At 63.7% G+C, this 23158-nt stretch carries 18 protein-coding genes; 7 read left to right on the top strand and 11 right to left on the bottom strand.

Features of this window, described 5'->3' with window-relative positions; genetic code table 11:
* Window positions 1–16 precede the first annotated feature (16 nt).
* The 3 genes from NX778_RS21030 to NX778_RS21020 form a co-directional block, all read right to left on the bottom strand.
* Complete coding sequence (locus NX778_RS21030) at window positions 17–1408, bottom strand: multicopper oxidase family protein (RefSeq protein WP_258813760.1); 1392 nt, start codon at window positions 1406–1408, stop codon at window positions 17–19.
* The gene (locus tag NX778_RS21025; protein WP_258813759.1) at window positions 1405–2781 is read right to left on the bottom strand and encodes a TolC family protein; all 1377 of its coding nucleotides are present in this window, start codon (window positions 2779–2781) and stop codon (window positions 1405–1407) included. Before NX778_RS21025 ends, NX778_RS21030 begins: the two co-directional genes overlap by 4 nt.
* Window positions 2782–3362: 581 nt before the next feature.
* On the bottom strand, window positions 3363–4415 hold the full coding sequence (locus NX778_RS21020) for a DMT family transporter (RefSeq protein WP_258813758.1): 1053 nt from the start codon (window positions 4413–4415) through the stop codon (window positions 3363–3365).
* Window positions 4416–5026: 611 nt separating this feature from the next.
* On the opposite strand from NX778_RS21020, the gene NX778_RS21015 reads away from it, so the two are divergent.
* The 3 genes from NX778_RS21015 to NX778_RS21005 are packed head-to-tail and all read left to right on the top strand — an operon-like array spanning window position 5027 to window position 8363.
* Window positions 5027–7183 (top strand): TonB-dependent siderophore receptor, encoded by a 2157-nt coding sequence (locus NX778_RS21015; RefSeq protein WP_258813757.1) that lies wholly within the window; start codon window positions 5027–5029, stop codon window positions 7181–7183.
* Between the two features lie 33 nt (window positions 7184–7216).
* Complete coding sequence (locus NX778_RS21010; RefSeq protein ID WP_258813756.1) at window positions 7217–7960, top strand: DUF4198 domain-containing protein; 744 nt, start codon at window positions 7217–7219, stop codon at window positions 7958–7960.
* 25 nt (window positions 7961–7985) lie between these two features.
* The gene (locus NX778_RS21005) at window positions 7986–8363 is read left to right on the top strand and encodes a hypothetical protein (RefSeq protein ID WP_258813755.1); all 378 of its coding nucleotides are present in this window, start codon (window positions 7986–7988) and stop codon (window positions 8361–8363) included.
* A gap of 76 nt (window positions 8364–8439) precedes the next feature.
* On the opposite strand, the gene NX778_RS21000 is transcribed toward NX778_RS21005, so the two are convergent.
* Both NX778_RS21000 and NX778_RS20995 read right to left on the bottom strand, forming a co-directional pair.
* Window positions 8440–9024: a transmembrane anchor protein gene (locus NX778_RS21000; RefSeq protein WP_258813754.1), complete on the bottom strand. Its 585-nt coding sequence runs from the start codon at window positions 9022–9024 to the stop codon at window positions 8440–8442.
* Window positions 9025–9034: 10 nt separating this feature from the next.
* Complete coding sequence (locus tag NX778_RS20995) at window positions 9035–9736, bottom strand: HupE/UreJ family protein (RefSeq protein WP_258813753.1); 702 nt, start codon at window positions 9734–9736, stop codon at window positions 9035–9037.
* A 417-nt stretch (window positions 9737–10153) separates the two neighbouring features.
* Between NX778_RS20995 and NX778_RS20990 the strand changes: the two genes are divergently transcribed.
* Window positions 10154–11368, top strand: a complete 1215-nt coding sequence (locus NX778_RS20990) for an acetyltransferase domain-containing protein (RefSeq protein ID WP_258813752.1) — start codon at window positions 10154–10156, stop codon at window positions 11366–11368.
* A gap of 166 nt (window positions 11369–11534) precedes the next feature.
* Here NX778_RS20990 and NX778_RS20985 read toward each other — a convergent pair whose 3' ends face one another.
* The 3 genes from NX778_RS20985 to NX778_RS20975 form a co-directional block, all read right to left on the bottom strand.
* Window positions 11535–12224: a VIT1/CCC1 transporter family protein gene (locus NX778_RS20985; RefSeq protein ID WP_370661359.1), complete on the bottom strand. Its 690-nt coding sequence runs from the start codon at window positions 12222–12224 to the stop codon at window positions 11535–11537.
* Window positions 12225–12226: 2 nt separating this feature from the next.
* Window positions 12227–12694 (bottom strand): cupin domain-containing protein, encoded by a 468-nt coding sequence (locus tag NX778_RS20980; RefSeq protein WP_258813751.1) that lies wholly within the window; start codon window positions 12692–12694, stop codon window positions 12227–12229.
* A 131-nt stretch (window positions 12695–12825) separates the two neighbouring features.
* Window positions 12826–13854 (bottom strand): NADP-dependent oxidoreductase, encoded by a 1029-nt coding sequence (locus tag NX778_RS20975; protein WP_258813750.1) that lies wholly within the window; start codon window positions 13852–13854, stop codon window positions 12826–12828.
* Window positions 13855–13932: 78 nt separating this feature from the next.
* On the opposite strand from NX778_RS20975, the gene NX778_RS20970 reads away from it, so the two are divergent.
* Window positions 13933–15147, top strand: coding sequence for an amidohydrolase family protein (locus tag NX778_RS20970; protein WP_258813749.1), 1215 nt, complete (start codon window positions 13933–13935; stop codon window positions 15145–15147).
* Here the strand turns inward: NX778_RS20970 and NX778_RS20965 are convergent.
* Entirely contained in the window at window positions 15118–16311 is a 1194-nt protein-coding gene (locus tag NX778_RS20965; RefSeq protein WP_258813748.1) for a sugar diacid recognition domain-containing protein, read from the bottom strand. The two genes, NX778_RS20970 and NX778_RS20965, sit on opposite strands and share 30 nt — an antisense overlap.
* Window positions 16312–16524: 213 nt before the next feature.
* Here NX778_RS20965 and NX778_RS20960 point away from each other — a divergent pair, with 213 nt between their 5' ends.
* Together NX778_RS20960 and NX778_RS20955 are read left to right on the top strand one after the other, a co-directional pair.
* Window positions 16525–17862 (top strand): MFS transporter, encoded by a 1338-nt coding sequence (locus tag NX778_RS20960; protein WP_370661362.1) that lies wholly within the window; start codon window positions 16525–16527, stop codon window positions 17860–17862.
* A gap of 17 nt (window positions 17863–17879) precedes the next feature.
* The gene (locus NX778_RS20955) at window positions 17880–19031 is read left to right on the top strand and encodes a glycerate kinase (RefSeq protein ID WP_258813746.1); all 1152 of its coding nucleotides are present in this window, start codon (window positions 17880–17882) and stop codon (window positions 19029–19031) included.
* On the opposite strand, the gene NX778_RS20950 is transcribed toward NX778_RS20955, so the two are convergent.
* Both NX778_RS20950 and NX778_RS20945 read right to left on the bottom strand, forming a co-directional pair.
* Window positions 19028–20494: a glycoside hydrolase family 28 protein gene (locus NX778_RS20950; RefSeq protein ID WP_258813745.1), complete on the bottom strand. Its 1467-nt coding sequence runs from the start codon at window positions 20492–20494 to the stop codon at window positions 19028–19030. The two genes, NX778_RS20955 and NX778_RS20950, sit on opposite strands and share 4 nt — an antisense overlap.
* Window positions 20495–20598: 104 nt before the next feature.
* Window positions 20599–23158: Ig-like domain-containing protein (locus NX778_RS20945; protein ID WP_258813744.1), on the bottom strand; the 2560-nt coding region annotated here is incomplete at its 5' end.

Here is a 23158-nt window from a genome sequence, read left to right as displayed (position 1 = left end):
TCGTGCTCCCACGCCGTCAGTGTTCGCCGTGCCCGGTCGGCTTGCGCACCTGCAGCTCGACGTCGCGCTTGCCGGCCGCCGGCATCAGGCTGCGTCCCGCGGCATGGCTGCGTTCGGGCTCGGATAGCTGGCCAGTCCATTCGTAGGCGAGCGTAGCTGCCGGGTGCTTGTACCAGCCCGGATCGCTGTAGTCGCCGCGCTTCTGGTCGTGGCGCACCTTCAGCACGGTGAACATGCCGCCCATCTCGACGCCGCCGAACGGGCCGTCGCCGGTCATCATCGGCAGGGTGTTTTCCGGGATTGGCATCTCCATGCCGCCCATCGAGCCTCCCTGGTCGCCCATGACCATGTAGTCCGGTACGATCTTGCTGATCTTCTCGGCGATGCCACGGTGGTCGACGCCGATCATGGTCGGCACGTTGTGGCCCATCGCGTTCATCGTGTGGTGGGCCTTATGGCAGTGCAGGGCCCAGTCGCCGGGTTCGTTGGCGATGAACTCGATTGCCCGCATCTGGCCCACCCCGACATCGGTCGTCACCTCGGGCCAGCGGCTTGCCGGATGCGTCCAGCCGCCGTCGGTGCCGGTGACTTCGAACTCGTGTCCGTGCAGATGTATCGGATGGTTCGTCATGGTCAGGTTGCCGACACGGATGCGCACCCGGTCGCCTTGGCGCACCGGCAGGGAGTCGATGCCCGGGAAGACCCGGCTGTTGAAGGTCCACAGGTTCTGGTCCAGCATGGTGTTGACCTTCGGGGTGGAGCTGCCCGGGTCGATGTCGTAGCTGCTCAGCAGGAAGACGAAGTCGCGGTCGACGGCAAACTTCGCCGGGTCCTTCGGGTGCGTCACCCAGAAGCCCATCATGCCCATCGCCATCTGCGTCATCTCGTCCGCGTGCGGGTGGTACATGAAGGTGCCGGGACGCCGCGCCACGAATTCGTAGACGAAGGTTTTGCCTGGCGCGATGCCGGGCTGGGTCAGGCCGGTCACGCCATCCATGCCGTTGGGCAGGCGCTGCCCATGCCAGTGCACACTGGTGTGCTCGGGGAGTTTATTGGTCACGAAAATGCGCACCCGGTCGCCCTCGACCACTTCGATCGTCGGACCCGGCGACTGGCCGTTGTAACCCCACAGCTTGACCTTCATCCCCGGCGCGAACTCGCGCACGACCGGCTCGGCCACCAGGTGGAACTCCTTGACGCCATTGTTCATCCGCCAGGGCAGGGACCAGCCGTTCAGCGTCACGACGGGGTTGAATGGCAATCCGGTGGCGGGCAGTGGCGGCACATGGGTTTTCGCATTGTCCATGACCACCGCTTCGGGCAGCGACGCCGCTCCCACGCGGCTGACGGCCGCCGTGCTCACGGCAACCGCGCCGGCGCCCCTGAAAAAATCTCGACGTGAAATCATTGTGCGCTCCTCGCATCGGTGGTGCCGCCGTTCATGGCGAACTGGAGGTTGGTGTCGGCGATCCAGAAATCACGCTGCGCGGCGATCGCGGCATTGACGGCGGCCAGTTGTTCGCGCGACTCGGCGAGCAGCTCGAAGGTACTGGCGAGCATGCCGTTGTAGCGCAGCAGGACTTCGTCTGCGATCTGCTTGCGCAGCGGGACGATGTCGTCGCGGTAATGGCGCGCGATGTCGTAGGCGGTGCGGTAGCTGGCGTAGGCCTGGCGCACCTCGGAGCGCGCCTTCACAGCCACATCGCCGGTACGGTGGACCGCCGCCATGTACGAGGCCTGCGCCCGCGCCAGGCGTGCGCCGCCCCAGTCGAACAGCGGCAGCTCGAGCGAGACTTCATAGCCGTTCTCGCGCGGCGCGCCGGTCGTGCTCTTGTTGGCATAGCCGGCATCGAAGACGTTGATGAAGCGCGTCGTCTTCGCCAAGCCGAGCGCCTGCGCCGTCGCCTGCGCGTCGTGGCGCGCGACGAGGACGTCGAGCCGCTGCGACAGCGCGTCCGCCTCGGCATTCGCCGGCGCGCGTGCTTGGGCCGGAAGGTCGGGCAGCCGGTCCGGCAGGGTGAAGTCAAGGGACGGTCCCCACAGGCCCAGCAGGCGGGCCAGTTCCTCGCGCGCCGTGTCGGCCAGCAGGCGCGCCTGCGCCTGCTGGGTCACGGCGTCCTGGTAAAAGGCACGCTCGCGCGCGGCGTCCAATGCGCTCCAGTTGCCGGCAGCCTGCATGCGCGCGGCAAGCTCGGCGGCTGCCTCGGCCGCGCCAAGCACCTGGCCGGCGAAAGTCGATGCCTGCGCCGCGGCGACGGCGACATACCAGGCCTTGCGCGTGTCCGCGGCCAGTCGCACTGCCTGCATCGCCGCCTGGAGCTTGGCTTGCTCGAAGCGCCGGCTTTCGATGCCGCTGCGCGCTGGCATGGTCAGGAGCGCGGCCAGGTCGAACGACAGGCTGCGATCGATCTCGGTCTCGCTGCCACCTCGGATGCGGCCGAAGCTGAAGCCCGGGTTGGGTAGCCGGCCGGCCCGGACGAAGTCCGCTTCGGCGACCCCCAACTCGGCCAGCGATGCCTGTAGCCCCTGGTTGTTGAGCAGGGCAAGGTGCACCGCGGCGTCAGCGCCGATCGGCTTGGAAAGAACGGCCTTCACTTCCGATTGCGTGGCCTCCGCGGCTTGATCCCGCTTCCATGGCGCCGGCTGGGCGATGCGTTCCTGCGTCATGCGAGCAACGTCATCAGTGCCGCCATCCCTGGACAGGCTGGCGCAGCCCGCCAAGAAGGCGGCACTTGCCGCGACAGCCAAGCGGCGCAGGCCTGGTCTTGTCAGTGAATTCATGGGGGCGCTCCCCGGTGTTTTTCGGATTTGCGCGAAAACAAACCACGGCATGCCGGCCGCGAACAGCAGCAGGTGTGAAAATTTCATATTTTTAGTTCGTGTCGATTGAAGGCCGATGTGCGGCCCCGATGCGCATGTCAGCGCGCCTGGAAAATCAAACGAACAAGTCCCGCGGCGGCCGCTCCAGGGTGGAGGGCACGAAGGAAGTCATGGCGGCTTCCACTCTCGCGTGTGGCGAGGTCGCCGTCGACTGCGCATGGAAGTGCGGCAGCTGGGCTGGAGGCGCCGCGCTGCCGGCGCAGCAGCTTGCGCCAGCAGTGCACTTTGCGTGGGAAGTTGCCGGCGCTTTGGAACCGGACTCGCAGCAGTGGTCGCCGCCGCTTTGTGAGGCAATATGATGATGTGCATGGCCCGCCATGGACATCGTTGGGTGCGCGGGCGCTTCAGCTTGTCCAATGGCTATTGCAGCGCCGCCGTGAAGGGACAGCACCGCTATCGACAGCCATAGGACCAGGCGGAAGAACAAACGCGTCATGTTACGATCGTAGCGCAAAGGTTGGACGTCAACATAAATCCTCTTGTCAGTGTTCGTGCCGATGGTGGATGTCCGGGTAATGCGCGTGCGTGTGCCGGATCGGCGCGTGGTGATGGGGATGGCTGTGTGGCGCCGCGTCTTCCCAGTCGAAGTCATGCTCATGCCGATGATGCTCGTCGTGGACGTGCGTGTGCGCGTGGAAAAGCGGCGCGTGGACATGTTCGTGCTCATGCCGCTCGGTCAGGTGCAGCCAGATGCCGGCGCCCATCAGGCCGGCCGCCAGCCAGAAGCCCGGCGTCGGCGTCTCTGCGAGCATCAGCAAGGAGATCGCGGCGCCGACGAAGGGCGCAGTGGAAAAATAGGCGCCTGTGCGTGCGCTGCCCAGGTGCCGCAGGGCCACCACGAACATGACCAGGCTGAGGCCATAGCCGGAAAATCCGACCGCGGCAGCGCCCAGCATCGCTTTCATGTCGGGCAAGCCAAAGCCGAGCGCGCGGGCAATCCCCAGGTTGACGGCGCCAGCCACGAGGCCCTTGGCGCATGCGATCTGGACTGCATCGCTGGCCGAGACCTTGCGCGTCAGGTTGTTGTCGATCGCCCAGCACAGGCAGGCGCCGACGATGGCCAGCGCACCGGTCGGAGCGCCAAGCGCCGGCACCTGCTCCCATGAGAGCACGACGCCTGCGACGACAATGAACAGCATGCCGATGAAGATACGGCGATCAAAATTCTCCTTGAACACGAACCACGCGAGCATCGACGTCAGCACCCCCTCCATGTTCAACAACAAGGAGGCGGACGATGCGGGCGTCAGCGCCAGGCCAGCCAGCAAGAGTACCGGGCCTGCGACGCCGCCGGCCAGGATCGCGCCGGCCAGCCAGGGCAAGTCGGGTGCCGTCAGCCCGGCGGGGCGGTCCAGGTCATTCGAGCTGCGCAAGGAGCGGAGCCCGAGCCAGGCCAGCAGTCCGAGGCCGCTGCCCAGGTAAAGCATGCCAGCCAGGACCAGCGGCGGCACGGAGCCGACCAGCAGCTTCGCGAATGGCGTGCTGGCACCGAACAGGGCTGCTGCGAGCAGCGCGCAAATGACGCCTTTGTGCATGGTTCGATCAAGTAAATGAGCAGGTCAAGGCCGGGCTATCCGTTCTGCAGCGCCCGCGTCGGGCCTTCAGCGCGGCGACCGTGCTTCCGATAAGAATTACACCATACCGGCGTCGTCACATTATCGCGATTTCGAGGATGGGTAGAAGAGAAACTACGGTTTTGGGGGTGCCCGACAACATGAATTGCTGTGCTGTACACCGGAAGGCAAGGCCGAGGGGGCGTTCTCATATGTGCTCGCGAGTTGCCGTTCACCGCGGGTCCTGGACTTTGCGCGCCCGGCCGGCCCATCGGCGCATGCGCAATCCGGTGCATGCGCGTGCGTCATCGAGGGGCGCCGGTGGGAGGAGTGCACCGCAGGCGTGCGACCTCGGGGCGGACAGCAAGCTGTGCTAAATAGCGGGTCGAAAACAACCGTTTCTGTTTTGTGACGGCGCCATTACACGATAACCCCGCGGTTTCGGCGTGTTGTAATCAACAGCATCAACACCGCGGACGACGCTGCGCAGGAAGCAGGGAAAGGACGTGGAAGCGACGGTCGACAGCATCGGCCGGGAATCAGAAGAGACTTCGCAAAGTTCACCAGTACACCTTACGACACCAGGAGTTCGCATGTATCCGTCCCGGCACCACACTCTGGCCTTGTTTTTGGCCGCCACCTATCCGATCGCGGCACTGGCCGCAGCACCCGAGGCGCCCGCCGCCGCCCCTGTCGCGTCGCCCGCCGTTGACGACGCCGCGCCGGCGGCGGGCGGCGACCCGACCACGAAAGTGGTCGTCACCGGCCAGCGCCAGAACTATCGCAGCCTGTCGGCCACCGGCGCCACCAAGACCGACACGCCTTTGCAGGACCTGCCGCAAAGCGTCCGTGTGATCACCGCCGACCTGCTCAAGGATGTGGGCGTCACCGACCTCGCCGGCGCGCTTGACCTCTCCAGCGGCATCTCGCGCGCCAGCAACTTCGGCGGCCTGTGGGACAGCTATGCCATGCGCGGCTTCACCGGTGACCCGAACTTCGGCTCCGACTACATGGTCAACGGCTTCAGTTCGAGCCGCGGCTACAACGGCCTGCGCGATGGCGTGAACACGCAGTCGGTGGAAATCCTCAAGGGGCCGGCGGCCGCGCTGTACGGCCGTGGCGAGCCAGGCGGCACCGTCAACATCACCACCAAGAAGCCGCGCTTCCAGCCCGAGTACACGATCGAGGGCACGCTTGCCAGCTACAGGACGCGGCGCGGTGCGGTCGATTTTACCGGCCCGATCAGCGAAACCCTGGCCTACCGCCTGAACGCCGCCTGGGAAAAGGGCGACAGCTTCCGCGACCGGCTCAATCATGATCGCAAGTTCCTGTCGCCGTCCTTCGTCTGGCTGGTCGGCGAGGCGACTACGGTATCGTATGAAGTGGAGGCGGTGGAGCAGCGTGCGCCGTTCGACCGCGGCGTCCTGGCCGTCAACGGCGTGCTCGGCCTGATCCCGGTATCGCGCTTCCTGGGCGAGCCAGCCGACGGCCCGGTGACCATCCGTTCGGTCGGCCAGCAGTTTTTCGTCCAGCATCCGTTCAACGACGACTGGTCCCTGCAGACCGGCGTGGCCTACCGCAGCAGCTCCCTGTATGGCGTGTCGAGCCAGGCCAACAACGTGCTGGCCGACGGCCGCACGCTGCGCCGCCAGCACCGCCTGAACGACAACAAGGCGATCGACCGCTCCGGCCGGCTGGAAATCCTCGGCAAGGTCACGACCGGCCCGGTCCAGCATAACCTGCTGTTCGGCGTGGACGCCTTCAAGTTCGACGACCGCCGCATCCAGTACCGCCGCAATCCCAACGCCACCAACCCGTACGCGATCGACATCTACAACCCGGTCTACGGCGGCGTCGCCGATCCGATGACGCTGTCGATCGACACCAAGTCCGAGCAGCGCGCGCACGGCGTGTACGCCCAGGACCAGGTGGACCTGAGCCAGCAGTGGAAGATGCTGCTGGGCGTGCGCCGCGACAGCGCCGACCAGTCGGTCGTCAATTACCGCGTGAGCGCGACCAGCACGCAGAGCCCGGAAGCCACCAGCCCGCGTGCCGGCCTGGTGTACCAGCCGGACAAGCAGCTGTCGCTGTATGCCACCGCCGGGCGCGCCTTCCGTCCGAACGACGGCGTCAGCATCGAGAACCAGGCCTTTCCGCCCGAGAAGAGCAAGTCCTACGAGGTCGGCGCCAAGTACGACAATGACCGCCTGAGCGGCACTCTCGCGCTGTACCACATCACCAAGCAGAACGTGCTGACCACCAATCCGATCAACACCGACTTCGCGCTGGCGGCCGGCGAGGTCGCCAGCAAGGGCGTGGAGCTCGACGTCTCGGGCGAGCTGGCGCGCAATCTCAAGCTGTCGGCCTCGTATGCCTATACCGATGCGATCGTCACACATGGCGACGCTACCATCGTGACCGGCAGCCGCTTCCCCAACGTCCCCAAGAACAGTGCCTCGGTCGTGCTGACGCAGAGCTTTTCGCTCGGCTCTGGCACCGCCTCGCTGGGCGGCGGCGTCAACTACGTCGGTGCGCGCCTGGGCGACGTCGCCGCTTCCACCAACTTCGAATTGCCGGCCTATACGATCTTCCGGCTGATTTCGTCGTACGCTCCGAGCAAGAAGACGCGTGTGTCGCTGAACGTCGACAACCTGTTCAACAAGAGCTATTACGCCAGTTCGTACAGCCAGGTATGGGTCATGCCGGGCACCTCGCGCACGGTGTCGCTGAACGTACGCCATTCCTTTTGAACCGCTTTTAACACGTCAAAAAGAGGCAAGATCATGAAACGTCTGAACAAAGCAGTGGCACTCATGGCACTGGTCGCGGGCCTGGGCGCGAGCAGCGCGGCGCAGTCGCATGGCATCTGGTTCGCCCAGCGCGCCACCCAGCTGGCGCTGCTGTATGGTATCGGCGCGGACGACCTCGATATCGTCAAGCGCTTTTCGATGGTGACAAGCATGAAGGGCTACGACGCCGACGGCAAGCCGGTTCCCACTTCGCTGCATATCGATGGCCGCCTGGTACTGGCCGACCTGGAGAACCAGCCGGCCATCGTCGCGGCGGTGCTGGACAACGGCACCTGGAGTCATACCCCGGACGGCAAGTGGCACAAGCAGGGGCGCGACGAGCAGCCCACCGCCACCGTCAGCGAAAAGAACACCAAGTACGCGGTGCACATCATCGGCCCGCTCACCAAGCCGCTTCCGCTGCTGCCGGAGCAGACCTTGCAGATCGTACCGGTGGAGGACAAGCTGCCCGCGCTGCTCGGCCAGCCGATCAAGCTGCGCGTGTACTTCAAGGGCAAGCCGGTGGCCGGCGCCAGGGTCATGCACGACTGGCTCAACGACCCGGACGGCAAGCCAGTGCTGACCGGCGCCGACGGGACGGTCACCATCCCGGTGCGCAACCAGGGCCTGAATGTGATCGTCGCGATCCTGAACTCACCTTCCGAAGAGCCGAAGAAGTACGATCACCTGGAACACCTGGCCTCGCTTTCTTTCGTGCTTCCGCACGCACCGGAATAAACGTCGTATTACCTCTGGAGACTAGATGATGAAGAAATCCCTGTCCGTGTTACTGGCGGTGTCCGCCGCGCTGGCGTTGTCGACCGCCCACAGCCATGGCACGCCGACCCCGAACCACGGCGGCATCGTGCAGGCGGTGGGCGACACCTGGCTGGAACTGGTGCCCGCGAGCGGCAAGATCGAACTGTATGTCGAGGACGACGGCGACCCGATGCCGAGCGCGGGCCTGAGCGGCCACGTGAGCATCCAGAACGGCAGCGCCAGGACCGACTACGTGCTCAAGCCGGCCGGCGGCAACAAGCTCGAAGCCGTCGGCGCGCAGGCTGCCAAGGGCGCCAAGGTGATCGCGCTGGTGGTCCTGGCCGACAAGACCAAGGTGCCGGCGACCTTCGTCGTCAAGTAAGCGGCAGTTCAAGGGACGCAAAAAAAAAGGAAGGCCTCGGCCTTCCTTTTTTGCATTCCCGAGCAGGACATTCTGATCAGGCTCCGGGAGCAGGGCGGAACAGCTTGTCGTGGAAGCCGCTGACCTGGACATGGATCGTCACCGGCACCGTGCCCTTGTTGCGCCAGTACCAGCCATGGATGCCGTCGAACGGCGCCGTGAAGGTGCCGCGTCCGGATTCCTGCTGCGCCGCCTTCCAGTAGGTGCTGAATTCGCGCGGGCCGGCGTTGAACGGCTCGCCGTGCATGTCGGACTTGACCGGCCCGCCTTCCGAAGACCAGCTGAACACGAATTGCTCGCCCTTGCTGATCGCGGCCTTGACCTCGGCGCCTTCGCCCGGCTGCAGGGTGATGCTCATCTCGTCGCTGCGGAATGGGTGTGCGGTCTTGGTGACCGTCGTGGCGCCGGCGGCGCTGGCTGCCGGCGCCACCTCCGCGGCCGGGCGGGCACCGCCGTTCAATTGCGTCAGGCCGAGGGCCTTGCCGATGCCACTTGGGTCGATGCCGTATTCGGCCGGCAGCACGGCGCCGACCAGGATCGTGCCGGCCACCGCAAGCGCGACCGCGGTGGCCTTGCCCAGTTGAGGCAGGGTAGGGAGCAGATTGGTGTCGTAGGTAGTCATGTTTTCCTCGTTAAGCGACGGCAAAGCCGGTCAGTTGGTACCCCATAAGGACGAAGCCGGCGATCATCAGCACGACGTTCGCGTTGAATGCCTGGCGGCCGAAAGTGGCGCTGCGGCGCCAGTAGCCCATCGCTATCAGGATCGCGGACAGCGCCAGCATCTGGCCGATCTCGACGCCGACGTTGAACGACAGGATGTTCGGCACCAGTCCATCCTTGGACAGTGCCAGCTCTTGCAGCTTGGTGGCGAGGCCGAAGCCGTGGAACAGGCCGAACACCAGCACCGCGGCCTTGGTGTTCGGCTGGAACCCGAGGACGCGCCGCAGCGCCCCCATGTTATCTAGCGCCTTGTAGACAACCGAAAAGCCGATGATGGCGTCGATGATGTAGGGATTGACCCGCGTTTCGCTGAGCACGCCGCTCAGGAGGGTGATGCTGTGCCCGAGCGCGAACAGGGTCACATAGGCGCCGACGTCCTTCAGGCGGTACAGGAAGAAGATCACGCCGAACAGGAACAGCAGGTGGTCGTAGCCGGTTACCATGTGCTTGGCGCCCAGGTAGATGAAGGGCAGGATGTGGGCGCCGCTGGTCTGCTCGAAATACGCCTTGTCGTCCTCGGCGACGCCGTGGGCGCAGGCCGCGCCGGCGGCAAGGACGAGCAGGAGCGGCAGCAGCAGGCGGCCGATTCGAAGCGGTAATGAGGTCGTTGGCAAGATGTTCTCCGTAGTGGTAATCAGGCGGCGAACCAGGTATCGTCGCCGAACCCATGAGCGGCTGCTGGACCAGCATGGCCATGCCGACCGCTTGCGCAGGTGGAGGCGCGCTCGCGCGGGGGGCCGGCCATCTGTCCCGATCATTACAACATATCGGTCAGGTGAGATTGACCTGTTTGAGACCGTCCCGGAAACAGAAAAAGTGGTTTTGGGGTCTTCATACGACATGGCGTGCCAGCAGTCCGGAGCGCTGCGGATGCCATACGAAATGCTATCTCGCTTCCTTTTTCGATGCCTTGGCACTGCCGCGCAGTGGGAACTAAGCATAAAATTCGGAACGGTCTCCTTACAATGGTCTGGTCGCGCGATCCACGGTGCGGCAGCAGTCCATGATCAACTTGAATCGAAGGCAGACAGATGGACCAGACCACTTTGTACAATACCGCCGCCTGGAATGGCCCGAGCGCGCCGGCAGCGGCCCGCGCCGCGGTGCAGCCGGCGCGCTCGCGCATCGCCGTGATCGACGTCTTGCGCGGACTCATCATGCTCATCATGTTGTTTGATCATGTGCGCGAAGCGATCTATGTGCACGTCCCCTTGAGTGATCCGTTGGACGCGGTCCATACCGACCCGCCGCTGTTCTTCACGCGTATCGCAACGCATTTTTGCGCGCCCTTGTTCGTGTTCCTCACGGGGCTGTCGGCCTGGCTGTACGCGCATCCCGCCTCGGGCCCGCGCTCGGCGACCGGTTTCCTGGTCAAGCGCGGCCTGCTGCTGGTGTTCCTCGAACTGGTGGTCGTCAACTTCGCCTGGTACGGCGTGTTTCCACCCCAGACCGTGTTCCTGCAGGTGATCTGGGTGATCGGCCTGTCCATGGTCTTCCTGGGCTTGGTGCACAAGCTGCCGATCGCTCTGCTGGGCGCGGTCGGCCTCGCCATCATCTTCGGCCACAATGCGCTTACCTGGATGTCGTTCGCGCCGGGCACCGTGGCCTACGACGCGTGGACGCTCCTGCTGCACCGCGGCTATCTGGTCGCCGACGGCGCGGTCAAGGTGAAGGTCGCGTATCCGCTGCTGCCCTGGATCGGCGTGATCCTGGCTGGTTACGCGGCGGGACCTGTGTACGCCGCCACCATGGCCCCGGAACGCCGTCGCCGCATCCTGGTCGCCGCCGGCGTCTGCGCCTTGCTGCTGCTGGCGCTGCTGCGCGGCTTTAACATCTACGGTGAAGAATTGCCGTGGACCGTGCAGGACAGCGCCATTCGCTCCGTCATGTCCTTCCTGGCCCTGACCAAGTACCCACCCTCGCTCGACTACCTGCTGCTGACGCTGGGGATCGGGGCGCTGACGCTGGCCGCGCTGGAGCCGCGCGACAACTGGTTCACGCGCGCCTGCGCCACCTTTGGCGGCGCGCCGATGTTCTATTACCTGCTGCACCTGTATGTGCTGCTGGGGCTGCAGCGCCTGCTGGTGGCGACGTTCGGCGCCAACCACGGCGCGCGCTACGGTGTTGACCACGTCTGGCTGGTCTGGCTGGTGGCGCTGGCGCTGATGCCGGTGCTATATTTCCCGTGCCGCGCGTTCGCGCGCTATAAACGAACGTCGAAGCAGGCGTGGGTCCGATACTTCTGAGCCGCTCCATAGGCCGCGCGCTGGCGGCGGTGCTGCGTCCAAGGGGCGATGTGTTGGCACCACCGATGAGCTAGAAGAGAGTGGGTTTTTACCCCCGACAGAAGCCCCGAACGCGGGGCTTCTGTTCGTCCTGTCTACACGTAAACTCCCCGATCAGCAGCAAATCTCAGACGCTTGCATTAAACGCGCTGCCGATCGCGACCGTGGAGCCCATCGCCAATGCGCTCCAGCAGGTCACGCGAATCGCGGCAGGCAGGGCGGGCGCGCCGCCGGTCTTTGCGGCCAGTGCCCCCAGCCCGGCAAGACCGACGAGCGTCGCTGCAACGAGAACGCCGATGAGCAGGCGGCCCGGCGTGATTGCTGTAATCGCCAGCGGCATGGCCGCGCCGACGGCGAAACTCAATGCAGAAGCGAGCGCAGCTTGTAAGGGCCGCGCTTGCGTGATTTCTGAAATGCCAAGCTCATCGCGCGCATGCGTGCCGATCGCGTCGTGCGCCATCAATTGTGTGGCTACCGCTTGCGCTAGCGAGCGATCCAGTCCGCGTTGCATGTAAAGGTTGGCCAACTCGCGATGTTCCGCCTCCGGGTCGTGCGCCAGTTCCGCTTTCTCCAGTTTGAGTGCCGCTTTTTCGGTGTCGGCCTGGGAGGAAACCGAAACATATTCACCGGTTGCCATTGACATGCTGCCCGCCACCAGCGAGGCTAGCCCGGTCAAAATCATGTTGCTATGCGATGCATGGGCCGCTGCGATTCCGACTAACAAGCTCGATGTGGAAATAATGCCGTCGTTTGCGCCAAGAACCGCAGCGCGCAGCCATCCAAGATGCTCCAGACGATGATTTTCCCGATGCTTCACCGTTATTTTTTCCGTGGATCGTCAGCCGGATTGACGTAGTGGATGGCCCACGGTCCCGTCACGTTGAGCTGGACGATGGTTTCGTCTTTTGTCCACGCAAAATGATGCATCTTGGGCTGCATGACGATCAGGCTGCCCGCGCCGAGGGCTGTCGTTTTCCCTTCATCGAGCTTGTCGCCCATGCCGTAGTTGAAGGTTCCTGACAGCACCGTCACGCGCTCGATTCCCGGATGCCAGTGCGCCGCGATCTTTGTGTTGGGCGCAAATTTGATGCGCGCCGTGATCGGGCCTTTCTTATCCATCTTGCCTTCGAGGATTGCGATCTGTGCGCCCGGTATCAAGGGCAGGTCCACCCATTTGATCTGGTCGGGGGCGACCATGATGACGTTGCTCATAGGCGAGCTCAAAGCCAGCGACGTGCTGAAGCAGGCGCCGACGAAAAAGATCGAGATCAAGTTGCCTTTTCTCATGATGTGCTCCTTGTTTGTTGTAAGCAAATGAGATCAGAGCTTGAGGAGGCACTCACTTCGCAGGGAGATCTCCCCAGGTTCCGTACATCACAATAGGCCAGGTCTGCGGCAAATAACAGGTAAATACAGTTTTATTTGTCGGCCATTGTGACGACGATCTTGCCCTTGGCGTGGCCTGCTTCGAGCCGCGCCATCGCCTCGGCGACTCGTTCGAACGGATAGACGCTGTCCACAATCACCTTGAGCTCTCCGCCGTCGATCAGGCGTGCGAGTTCCGACAGCTCTTCGCCACTCGCGTGCATGAAGAGAAAGCGGTAGCGTACCCCGTATTTGCTGGCCAGGCGCCTGAGCGAGAAGCTTGCGGCCCAGAACAGCGCCTGCAATCCCAGCCCTCGGCCAAGGTCTTTCGATGCCGTTTGCGGCTCAGGCATGCCGGCGACGCTGACAACCGATGCGCCGGGCCGCACAATGGCAAAGGCCTGTTCAAGGGAATCGCCGCCGATGAGATCGAACGCACCGTCGTATCCGGAGAGGACATCGGCCGGGCGCTCGCGGGTGTAGTCGACCACGGTGTCGGCGCCCAGCTGGCGGACCAGCGCTTCTCCACGCGGCGAAGCGGACGTCGCAACCTGGGCGCCAAGATGCCGTGCGATTTGCAGGGCAAAAGTGCCGACGCCACCGGCGCCGCCTGAGATGAAGATGCGCTGGCCGCTCGCAAGGTGCAGCTCATCGCGCAAAGCCTGCAGCGCGGTGAGCCCGGCCAGCGGAACGGCGGCGGCCGTCGCAAAGTCCAGCGTTGCGGGCATCGCGGCCGCGTGGTCTTCCTCGACAATGGCGAACTCGGCGAACGCACCCATCCTGCTCTTGTCGACGCGCGCGAAAATGCGGTCGCCCACATTGTAGCGACGCACTTGCGCGCCACATGCGACCACCTCGCCCGCGAGCTCGTTCCCAAGAACAACGGGCAGCGGATAGCGCTGCACGACGCGCAAGTCGCCACGTCGCGTCTTGAAGTCGACTGGATTTAATCCTGCAGCATGAACCCTGACGAGCAATTGCCGGGGAGCAGGTTCCGGCACCGGAACCTCCTGCAGGGACGCTAGCTCGGGTCCGCCATATGCCTTCAACACGAAGGCTTGCATGCGCTTGGGAATAGCCATCGACGACCTCATCAGAAAGGACTCATCCCATTATATAGTTACACTTGCCTCGACTAAACCATCGGAAGGAAGTGTCAGATGAAGATGCAGAGTGTAATCCTCGCCGCAGCCATGAGCTTCGCTTTCGGAAACTGCTGGGCTTCCGACCTCGCCATCGTGCATGCGAAGATCTACAAGGAGCCCGGCGCCGCGCCTGTCGTCGACGGTACGGTGCTGATCCATGATGGCCGCATCGCCGCCGTGTCGAAAGACGTGCCGCTACCGAGCGGTACAACGGTGCTGCCCTGCGACGGTTGCGTTGTCTTTGCCGGCTTCTGGAATGCGCACGTTCATTTCACTGAGCCGAAGTGGCTGGGCGCCTCGACGCTTCCTCGCGACAAGCTGGAGCAGCAGCTGCGGGACATGCTCACCCATGCGGGCTTTACCTCAGTCGTCGACACCGGGTCGGACCCGGGCGTCACAACCGCGCTGCGCCGCCGTATCGACAGCGGGGAAGTAGCGGGACCGCACATCCGGACCGCCGGCTTGCCCTTGTATCCGGCGCACGCCTTGCCGTTTTACCTTGCTGGCCTGCCTGCGGAGGTCAGGGCCATGCTTCCCCAGCCAGAGTCTGCCGATGAGGCGCGGCGCATCGTCCTGGCCAATCGTGCCGAGGGCGCGGATATCACGAAGCTTTTTACGGGATCGATCGTGGCGCCAGACAAGGTGGTGCCGATGCGCGAGGACATCGCAGCCGCGGCTGTCCTGCAATCCCACCAGCTCGGCTTGCTGGTTTTCGCGCATGCGACAAACCTCGCAGGCGTCCGGGTGGCGATGGCAAGTGGAGTGGATGTCCTTGCTCACGCACCGGAAGACGTGGGGGGCATTGATTCTTCCCTGATTCGAGAACTCGCGCGAAAGAGGCTTGCGATCATCCCGACATTGAAGCTGTTTTCACAGGACCACAACATCGGCGAGATCCGCAGCGTCGTCCTGCAGGCCCATCGTGCGGGTGTTCGTCTCGTCTTCGGAACCGACACGGGCTTCCTCACTGACTATGATGTCGCCGAAGAGTTCAGGCAGCTGACCTTGGCCGGTCTCGGAACCGACGACATCCTGACCATGCTGACGACGGCTCCTGCCGCGTTATTCAAAATCGACGGCCATCAGGGGCGAGTCTCGCCGGGGATGGATGGCGACCTGACAGTTCTTGGAGCCGATCCGAAGACTGACGGCATTCGCGCTTTCTCCGACGTCCGCTATACCATTCGCGGCGGCCAGCTGCTATTCACCGGCAGCCGGGATGGCCGGTAGTTGCTGCTTACTGCTGGCAGTCCCCGGCGACAGCAGCACTGACGCATACAACAGCAGCCTATCCTCGCTGCGCGTCAGGTCCAGTCCGGTCAGCTCCGCGATGCGCCGCAGCCGGTAGTCGAGCGTATTCCGGTGGATGTCCAGCGCGCGGGCTGTGCGGTTCGAATTCTCGTTGTGCGCGAACCATGTATCGAGGGTCAACCGCAGCATTTCCCTGTTTTTGTCCTGGTCGATGCGCGCGATCGGCACGCGTAGCTGTTCGGCCTGCCAGCCCGACGCCAGGCCCGATAGCAGTACTGGCAGTGTCAGGTCGTAGTAACTGAAGTATTGCTGGTGCGGCTGGCGGCGCCGGCCCAGGCGCGCGGTGTCCCTGGCGCTCTGGTAGGAAATCGAGACGCCCTCCACGCCCACGCGGGCAATTCCCATTGCCAGTGTGAACGGCAATTGGCATTCCTCCTGCATGAGTGCCGCGAACGCGTGCAGGCGGCGTTGCGGCATCGCGTCCGCTTTCTTGCTTGGGTCGAAGGAATCGACGATGACCATCTCGCGCGGCCCGACGGTGGCCGCGAGCACGCCCGGCTGCCGCGCCAGCAGGCGCATTTGCAGGCGTTGGATCTCGCCCAGCGCGCGGTCCGCATGCGCCGGATCGGGCCGCAATTCGAGCAGGAACACCAGTTGCATGCGCGCGAAGTTCACCCCAAGGCGCAGTCCCCACGCCTCAAGCTCCGGGCGCGCCGCCGCGTCGTAGCGGATCAGGTTCAGCACGAAGGCCTCGCGGTAGCGCGAATCGTGCTGCAGTTCGCTGGCCAGGCTCGCCTGCTCCAAGATCATCTCGGCAGTCAGTTGCACCAGTTGGCCATACCTGCGCACCTCGTCCGGCTCGCCCGAGAGCCCCACCGCGCCGCAGATCTGCCCGTTGACGGTGAGCGGCAGGTTCACGCCCGGCCTTGCGCCGTGCATCAGCCTGGCCGACACGGCATCGATCTCGACCGTCTGTTTCCGGGCCAGCGCGAGCAAGGCGCCATCGTGCTGCTCGCCGACGCGCCCGGGTTCGCCGCTGGCCAGGATCACGCCATGCACGTCCATGACGTTGACGTTGAACGGGATGATGTGCATCGTTCGCGTGACGATGTCGTTTGCCAGGGCGGCGTTTATGATATCCATGACCTGAACTCTAAACGATTTGACTGCAGTCCTGCCAATTGACAAAAATGCCTGCCGTTTGATCGATCGACTCCAGATTGTGCAAATGCCCAAGAAATGGCAGAAAATCGCCGTCCAGGCTAGTGCGCCTGAACGAGGATTTGTGCGCAGCATTTCGCGATAATCGCCGTCATCCCTACCTACATAACAGCGGAGACAATCATGAACAAAGCCATGAGCGCGTACAGCGGTGGCGCGGACGATCTTCCGGGCGCGGACGGAACAACATCGGTCCTGGCCAGCGCCTATCGGAAAGCCACCTGGCGCCTGATTCCCTTCATCTTCATCTGCTATCTGTTCAATTACCTGGACCGGGTCAACGTCGGGTTCGCCAAGCTTGAGATGCTCGATGCGCTCAAGCTGAGCGAGACCGTGTATGGGCTGGGTGCGGGCATCTTCTTCCTGGGCTACGTCCTCAGCGGCGTGCCAACCAACCTGACGCTGCACCGGCTAGGTGCGCGGCGCTGCATCGGCATCATGATGATCCTGTGGGGCGGCTTGTCCGCGGCGATGCTGTTTGTCAGTAATCCGACCTCGTTCTACGTGCTGCGCTTCCTTACGGGTGTCGCCGAAGCCGGCTTCTTTCCCGGCATGGTCCTGTACTTCACCAAATGGTTCCCTTCCGAAAAGCGCGGCCACGTGATGGCGCTGTTCATGTCCGCGATCCCGGTGTCGGGCCTGATCGGCGGTCCGCTGTCGGGCTGGATGCTGCATCATTTCACCAGCGGTCAGGGTGGCCTGGCAGGCTGGCAATGGTTATTCCTGTTGCAGGGGTTGCCGACCGTGATCCTCGGGGTGATCGCACTGTTTTATCTCTCCGATAGCTTGCGCGACGCGACGTGGCTGACGCAAGACGAGAAGGCCGCGATGCAGGCCGCGCTCGATGCGGACGAACAGAGCCGCCGCACGATCAGCCACGCCGGCCAGTCGTTCGCCAGCGTGCTGCGCAACGGCCACGTCTGGATGCTCGGCGCCATTTACTTCTCGATTCAGATGGGCGTGTACGCGATCAACTTCTGGCTGCCGTCGATCATCAAGGCGCTCGGCTTCAAGGATCCGGCGACAGTTGGCTGGCTGAGTGCGATTCCCTACCTGTTCGCGGGCGTATTCATGGTGTTCGCCGGTCGTTCCGCGGACCAGCGCCGCGAGCGCCGCTGGCACTTGTCGGTGCCGATGCTGATGGCGCTGGTGGGCCTGCTGCTGGCCGCCAAGTTCTCGTCGAATCCGCTGATCGTGATGGTCGGCCTGACCATCGCCACGATGGGTGCACTGACCGGCCTGCCGATGTTCTGGCCGCTGCCGGCGGCTTTCCTCGGCAGCGCGGCGGCGGCCGGCGGCCTGGCCCTGATCAATTCGCTGGGTCAGATCGCCGGCTTCGTCAGCCCCTTCCTGGTCGGCTGGATCAAGGATATGACGCACAGCACCGACCTCGCGCTGTATATTCTTTCCACGGTCCTGTTTGCCGGCGCGCTCCTCGTGATGCTGGTGCCCGCCAAACTGGTCAATCGCTAGGCACCAGGGCCTGTCACATGAAGATTGTTATCGCGCCTGACTCATTCAAGGAAAGCCTGTCGGCGATGGCGGTGGCCAGCGCCATCGAGCAAGGCTTCCGCGAGATTTTCCCCGACGCCGAGTATGTCAGGAAGCCGATGGCCGACGGCGGCGAGGGCACGGTCCAGGCCATGATCGACGCCACGGGCGGGCGCCGCGTGTTCGGCACGGTGACGGGCCCGCTCGGCGCCCCGGTACAGCCTTTCTACGGCCTTGCCGGCGACAGGCAGTTGGCGGTCATCGAGATGGCGGCCGCCAGCGGCCTCGAACTGGTGCCGCCCGATGCGCGCAACCCGCTGGTCACCACAAGCTACGGTACGGGCGAACTGATCCGCCAGGCGCTCGATGCCGGGGCGCGCCGCTTCGTGCTCGGTGTCGGCGGCAGCGCCACCAATGACGGCGGCGCCGGGATGATGCAGGCGCTCGGCGTGAGAATGCTCGACGCGCACGGCGCCGAGATCGGGCCAGGCGGCGGCGAACTGGGGCGGCTCGTGCGCATCGATGCTTCCGGCCTCGACCCGCGCGTGCGCGACTGCGTGTTCGACATCGCCTGCGACGTCAGCAACCCGCTGGTCGGGCCGCAAGGCGCGTCGGCGATCTTCGGGCCACAGAAAGGCGCGACGCCTGCGATGGTCGAGCAACTCGACGCCAATCTAAGCCATTATGCGGAGGTCATCAAGCGGGACCTTGGCAAGGATGCGGCGCAGGTGCCGGGCGTTGGCGCAGGTGGCGGGATTGCGCTGGCGATGCTGGTGTTCCTGAACGGCCGGCTGCGGCCGGGCGCGGAAATCGTGGCCGAGGCGATCGGGCTCGACGCGGCGGTGCGCGACGCCGACCTCGTCGTGACTGGCGAGGGACGAATCGACAGCCAGAGCATCAACGGCAAGACTCCGGTCGGCGTGGCGAACGTGGCGCGCCGCCACGGAAAGCCCGTGATCGGCATCGGCGGCAGCCTCGCGAAGGATGTCGGCGTCGTGCACACGCATGGCATCGATGCGGTGTTCGGCGCCGTATGCAGGCCGTGCACGGTTGCCGAGGCGCTGGCGGAGGCCGAAGCCAATTTGCGCCAGGCCGGACGCAATGTCGCGGCGGTCATCAAGCTGGGCGCGCAGCTCGCGCCGCGCACTTAGCGCATCGGCAGGAATTTCCCTTCGCAGCTGTACGGAGTGGCCGGCGCCGGCACGCTGGCAGGCACGAACTTCAGGTCCGCCGGCTGGCCGCCAAACGGGATATTGCTGCGCGCGTGGGTGATGTCCGCCAATTTTATGTGAACCAGGGCCGGCTGTATTCCCGCGATCGTCACATTCTCAAGACTGACCGCGGTGCGGTGGCTTTCGTCGGCGCCGGCGATCAGCACGTCGCCTGGCGTCATGACCGAGATATTGCGCAGGGTGATCGCTTTGTAGTCTGGAATGCGGGTGCCCTTGAATCCAGGATCGAAGAACTGATCGATCGTGCCGTTGTTGTAGTAGGGGCTGATGGCGATCGGCACCTGCACATCGCGCATGCAGATATTCTGGTACACGAGATCATGCACTGGACCGCCACGCGTCACATTGCTCTTGATGCGAATGCCGCTGGTAGTGTGATCTTCGACGAGATCGTCGACCAGCAGGTTACTGACACCACTATAGGTCTCGCTGCCGATCGACATGCCATGTCCGCTGTAAAAATGATTGTGCAGCACGCTCATATGCGTCACGCCGGTCTTGATCGCGATATTGTCGTCCTCGTTATCGATCCAGCTGTGGGCGATGGTGATATTGGTCGAACTGCCAGGATCGATGCCGTCGGTATTACGCGCATCGGTATGCGCCACGGTCGGGGTCTGCAGGTGCACGCCCCACGCCGTGAATCCGTTCGTATTGTTGACCGTGACGTGATAGTTCGGTGAGTTGTGCAGGGTGATGCCGTATAAGACCAGACCGTCCGCATTGCGCGCGACGATCAGCTTTACGCTGTAATATTTTTTGTTGCCGGGTTCGGCCTTGCGCGCCATTTGCCACCAGCTGTAGTCGCGGCCGATCAATTGCATGTCGCCGCCGCCGTCGATAGTGCCTTCACCCATCACTGCCGCATTTTTTGCATCGATGATCGAAATTAGCGCTTGGCAGCCCATCGGCTTCGACGGCCCGGAAATGGAGCGCAAGCCTTCCGGTGCTGCAGCCGCTTCACCAAACTTCCGCTCGGTCGCTTCGGAAGTGCCGCACACTCCGCGAGCGGAAAGATAATCGTAATCGGCCGGGTTGCGCGAGGCGTACAGAGTCACGCCTTTGCCGATCAACAGCGTGACGCCGTCCGGCACCTGAAGCGGCCCGCTCATGAAGGCGTTTTTGCCAGGGGATGCTGCGAGTTCCACCGCCTTGCCTTGGGCGCAGTGATCCAGCGCCGCCTGGATCAGCCGTGTGTCGGGTTTGCTTTCGTCGGCATCCGATAATTTTCTGTCGTCGGCGACGAATTTTTCCGCATGCAGCGTGGTGCAGGCCGAAGGCACTACCGGCTCCGTGACTTCGCGCCTGTCTTGTGCCGCCGCCACACTCGTCAAACCAATAAACAGGGGCAGCGTGCCCCCGATAATGCGAATAAATTTCAAACCAATGCTCCCCTTGCTGATTTTGTTTTTCAGGCTGATCGGATCAGCGCAGGGAGATTGTAGTTCAAGGTCATCCTTGATGGACTTACGGTTTGTTGGTGTATTTATGACGGCATGCCGAAGGAGATTGCGCCAGCCAATGCGCTGACGTTCGGGACACCGACCAACACAATCGAACCTCCGGGAAGAGTGATCAACAAATCGTTCCCGGTGTCGGTGACGTACTTCGCAATAAAGGCGTCTACCGTCATCGAGGTCGGGAAGATGTTCGCGAAATACAGCTTGTCGCCTTCGGCCGCATTGAAGTCGAGGATGCGGTCGTTGCCGCTTTGCGGTTCAAATACGAACTTGTCAGCGCCGGTGCCGCCGATGAGGATGTCATTGCCTTTGCCGCCGAAAAGGTAGTCACCGTCGGCGCCGCCGTCCAGGGTATCGTTGCCACTGTCTCCGTAAAGATAGTCGATGCCCGAGCCGCCACTTAACTTGTCGTCACCGTTGCCGCCGTAAAGGACATCGGTGCCACCGTAGCCGGAAATAGTGTCGTTGCCATTCCCACCCTGGATGATGTCTTCCGCATTGTTATTCGGATTCCCCGAAAGCGTGTCGTCGCCATTTCCACCGACCAGATTCACGCCTTTGTCACTAGTCGAACCGGTCATGACCAGGGTGATCGCGTTACTGCTCGACAGGCCTCCCAAGTCCGTTACCGTGTAATTGAATGTCGCTTTCACCGCCTGGCCTGTGGCCATCCAGTTTAGTTCCGCAGGGGGCGTCAGCGTGATACTCGTGCCGTCGGCCGAGATACTGGCCTGCACATTCAGCGATGACACGTCAACTGCGGTATGCGTGACCGGATTGATCAGCGTCGTTGGGGCGGCGGGATCGGTATTCGCCCAGCTCAGGCTGGCCTTCACCGATGCGAGTGAAAGGGTGAGCTTGTCCCCGGCATCCGGATCAAAGGTGAAGTCTGAGAACTGGAAAGTGATCGGGGAATTCTCGATGGTCGACACGCTGGACGGCGAAGCGACCGGCGCTTCGTTGACATTGGTGATACCGAGCGCCACGGCCTGTTCGGTATGGTTGCCAGCGGCATCCGTCGCGACCACGGAGAAGTGGTAGAGGTTGATGTCTTCGTAATTCGGATTGTCCTTGAGCGTCACGGCGCCCAAAGAGCTGATGTCGAATTTGCCGGCATCAGCGCCGCCCAGGCTGAACGCAATCGCGTGATCGTCGGTTGCAAGCGCCGAATACACGAGCTGGTTCGTGCCGATGTTTTCCGCGATGCTGGCGGTCGCCGGGGAAGTGAACACGGGCGCTTTGGTGTCGAGGACAAAAGTCGACGATGCACTGGCGCTGTTGCCCGCGGCATCCGTATCGGTGACGGCGACGGTGTGACTGCCATCGGCCAAGGCGCTCGGGTCGTAGCTGCTCACCAGTTTGCCGTCGAGGGTGATGACCCGGGTTGCGTCGCTGTCGGCCATGTTGAACGTGAGGCCCGCTTTGTTGGTCAGGCCGTCGCCGGGCTTGCCGCTGTCATTCGTCAGCGCGACGGTCGGCGCAGTCAGCTTGGTATCGAGGGTGAAGGTGACCAATGCGGTGCCGGTGTTGCCCGCGCCGTCCGTATCCGTGACGCTCACGGTGTGGCTGCCGTCGGCCAGGGCGCTGGCATCGTAGCTGTTCACGACCTTGCCGTCGACGGCGATGACGCGGGTCGCGTCGCTGTCAGCGATGTTGAACGTGAGGCCCGCTTTGTTGGTCAGGCCGTCGCCGGGCTTGCCGCTGTCAGTCGTCAGCGCGACGGTGGGTGCGGTCAGCTTGGTATCGAGGGTGAAGCTGACCGAAGCGTTGCCTGTGTTGCCCGCGCCATCCGTATCGGTGACGCTGACGGTATGGCTGCCATCGGCCAGGGCGCTTGCGTCGTAGCTGTTCACGACCTTGCCGTCGACGGTGATGACGCGGGTGGCATCGCTGTCGGCGGTGTTGAAGGTGATGCCTGCGTTATTCGTCAGACCATCGCCGGGTTTGCCGCTGTCAGTCGTCAGCGCTACGGTCGGCGCGGTCAGCTTGGTGTCGAGTGTGAAGCTAACGGATGCGGTCCCCGTATTTCCCGCACCGTCGGTATCGGTGACGCTGACGGTGTGGCTGCCGTCAGCCAGCGCGCTGGCATCGTAGCCGTTCACGACCTTGCCGTCGACGGTGATGACGCGGGTCGCATCGCTATCCGCGGTGTTGAACGTGAGTCCGGCTTTGTTCGACAGGCCGTCGGTGGGCTTGCCGCTGTCAGTCGTCAGCGCGACGGTGGGCGCGGTCAGCTTGGTATCCAGCGTGAAGCTGACCGATGCAGTTCCGGTGTTGCCGGCGTTGTCGGTATCGGTGACGCTGACGGTGTGGCTGCCGTCTGCGAGGGCACTGGCATCGTAGCTGTTCACGACTTTTCCGTCGACGGTGATGACCCGTGTTGCGTCGCTATCGGCGGTATTGAAGGTGAGGCCGGCCTTATTGGTCAGGCCGTCGCCGGGCTTGCCGCTGTCAGTCGTCAGCGATACGGTCGGCGCGGTCAGTTTGGTATCGAGAACGAAGCTGACCGATGCGGTACCGGTATTGCCTGCGCCATCGGTATCGGTGACGCTCACGGTGTGGCTGCCGTCGGCCAGGGCGCTTGCG

This window comes from Massilia terrae (genome assembly GCF_024753145.1).
Classification (GTDB): Bacteria; Pseudomonadota; Gammaproteobacteria; order Burkholderiales; family Burkholderiaceae_D; genus Telluria; species Telluria terrae.
The sequence above is the reverse complement of the archived record's forward strand: the minus strand, read 5'-3'. Positions and strand labels throughout refer to the sequence as shown.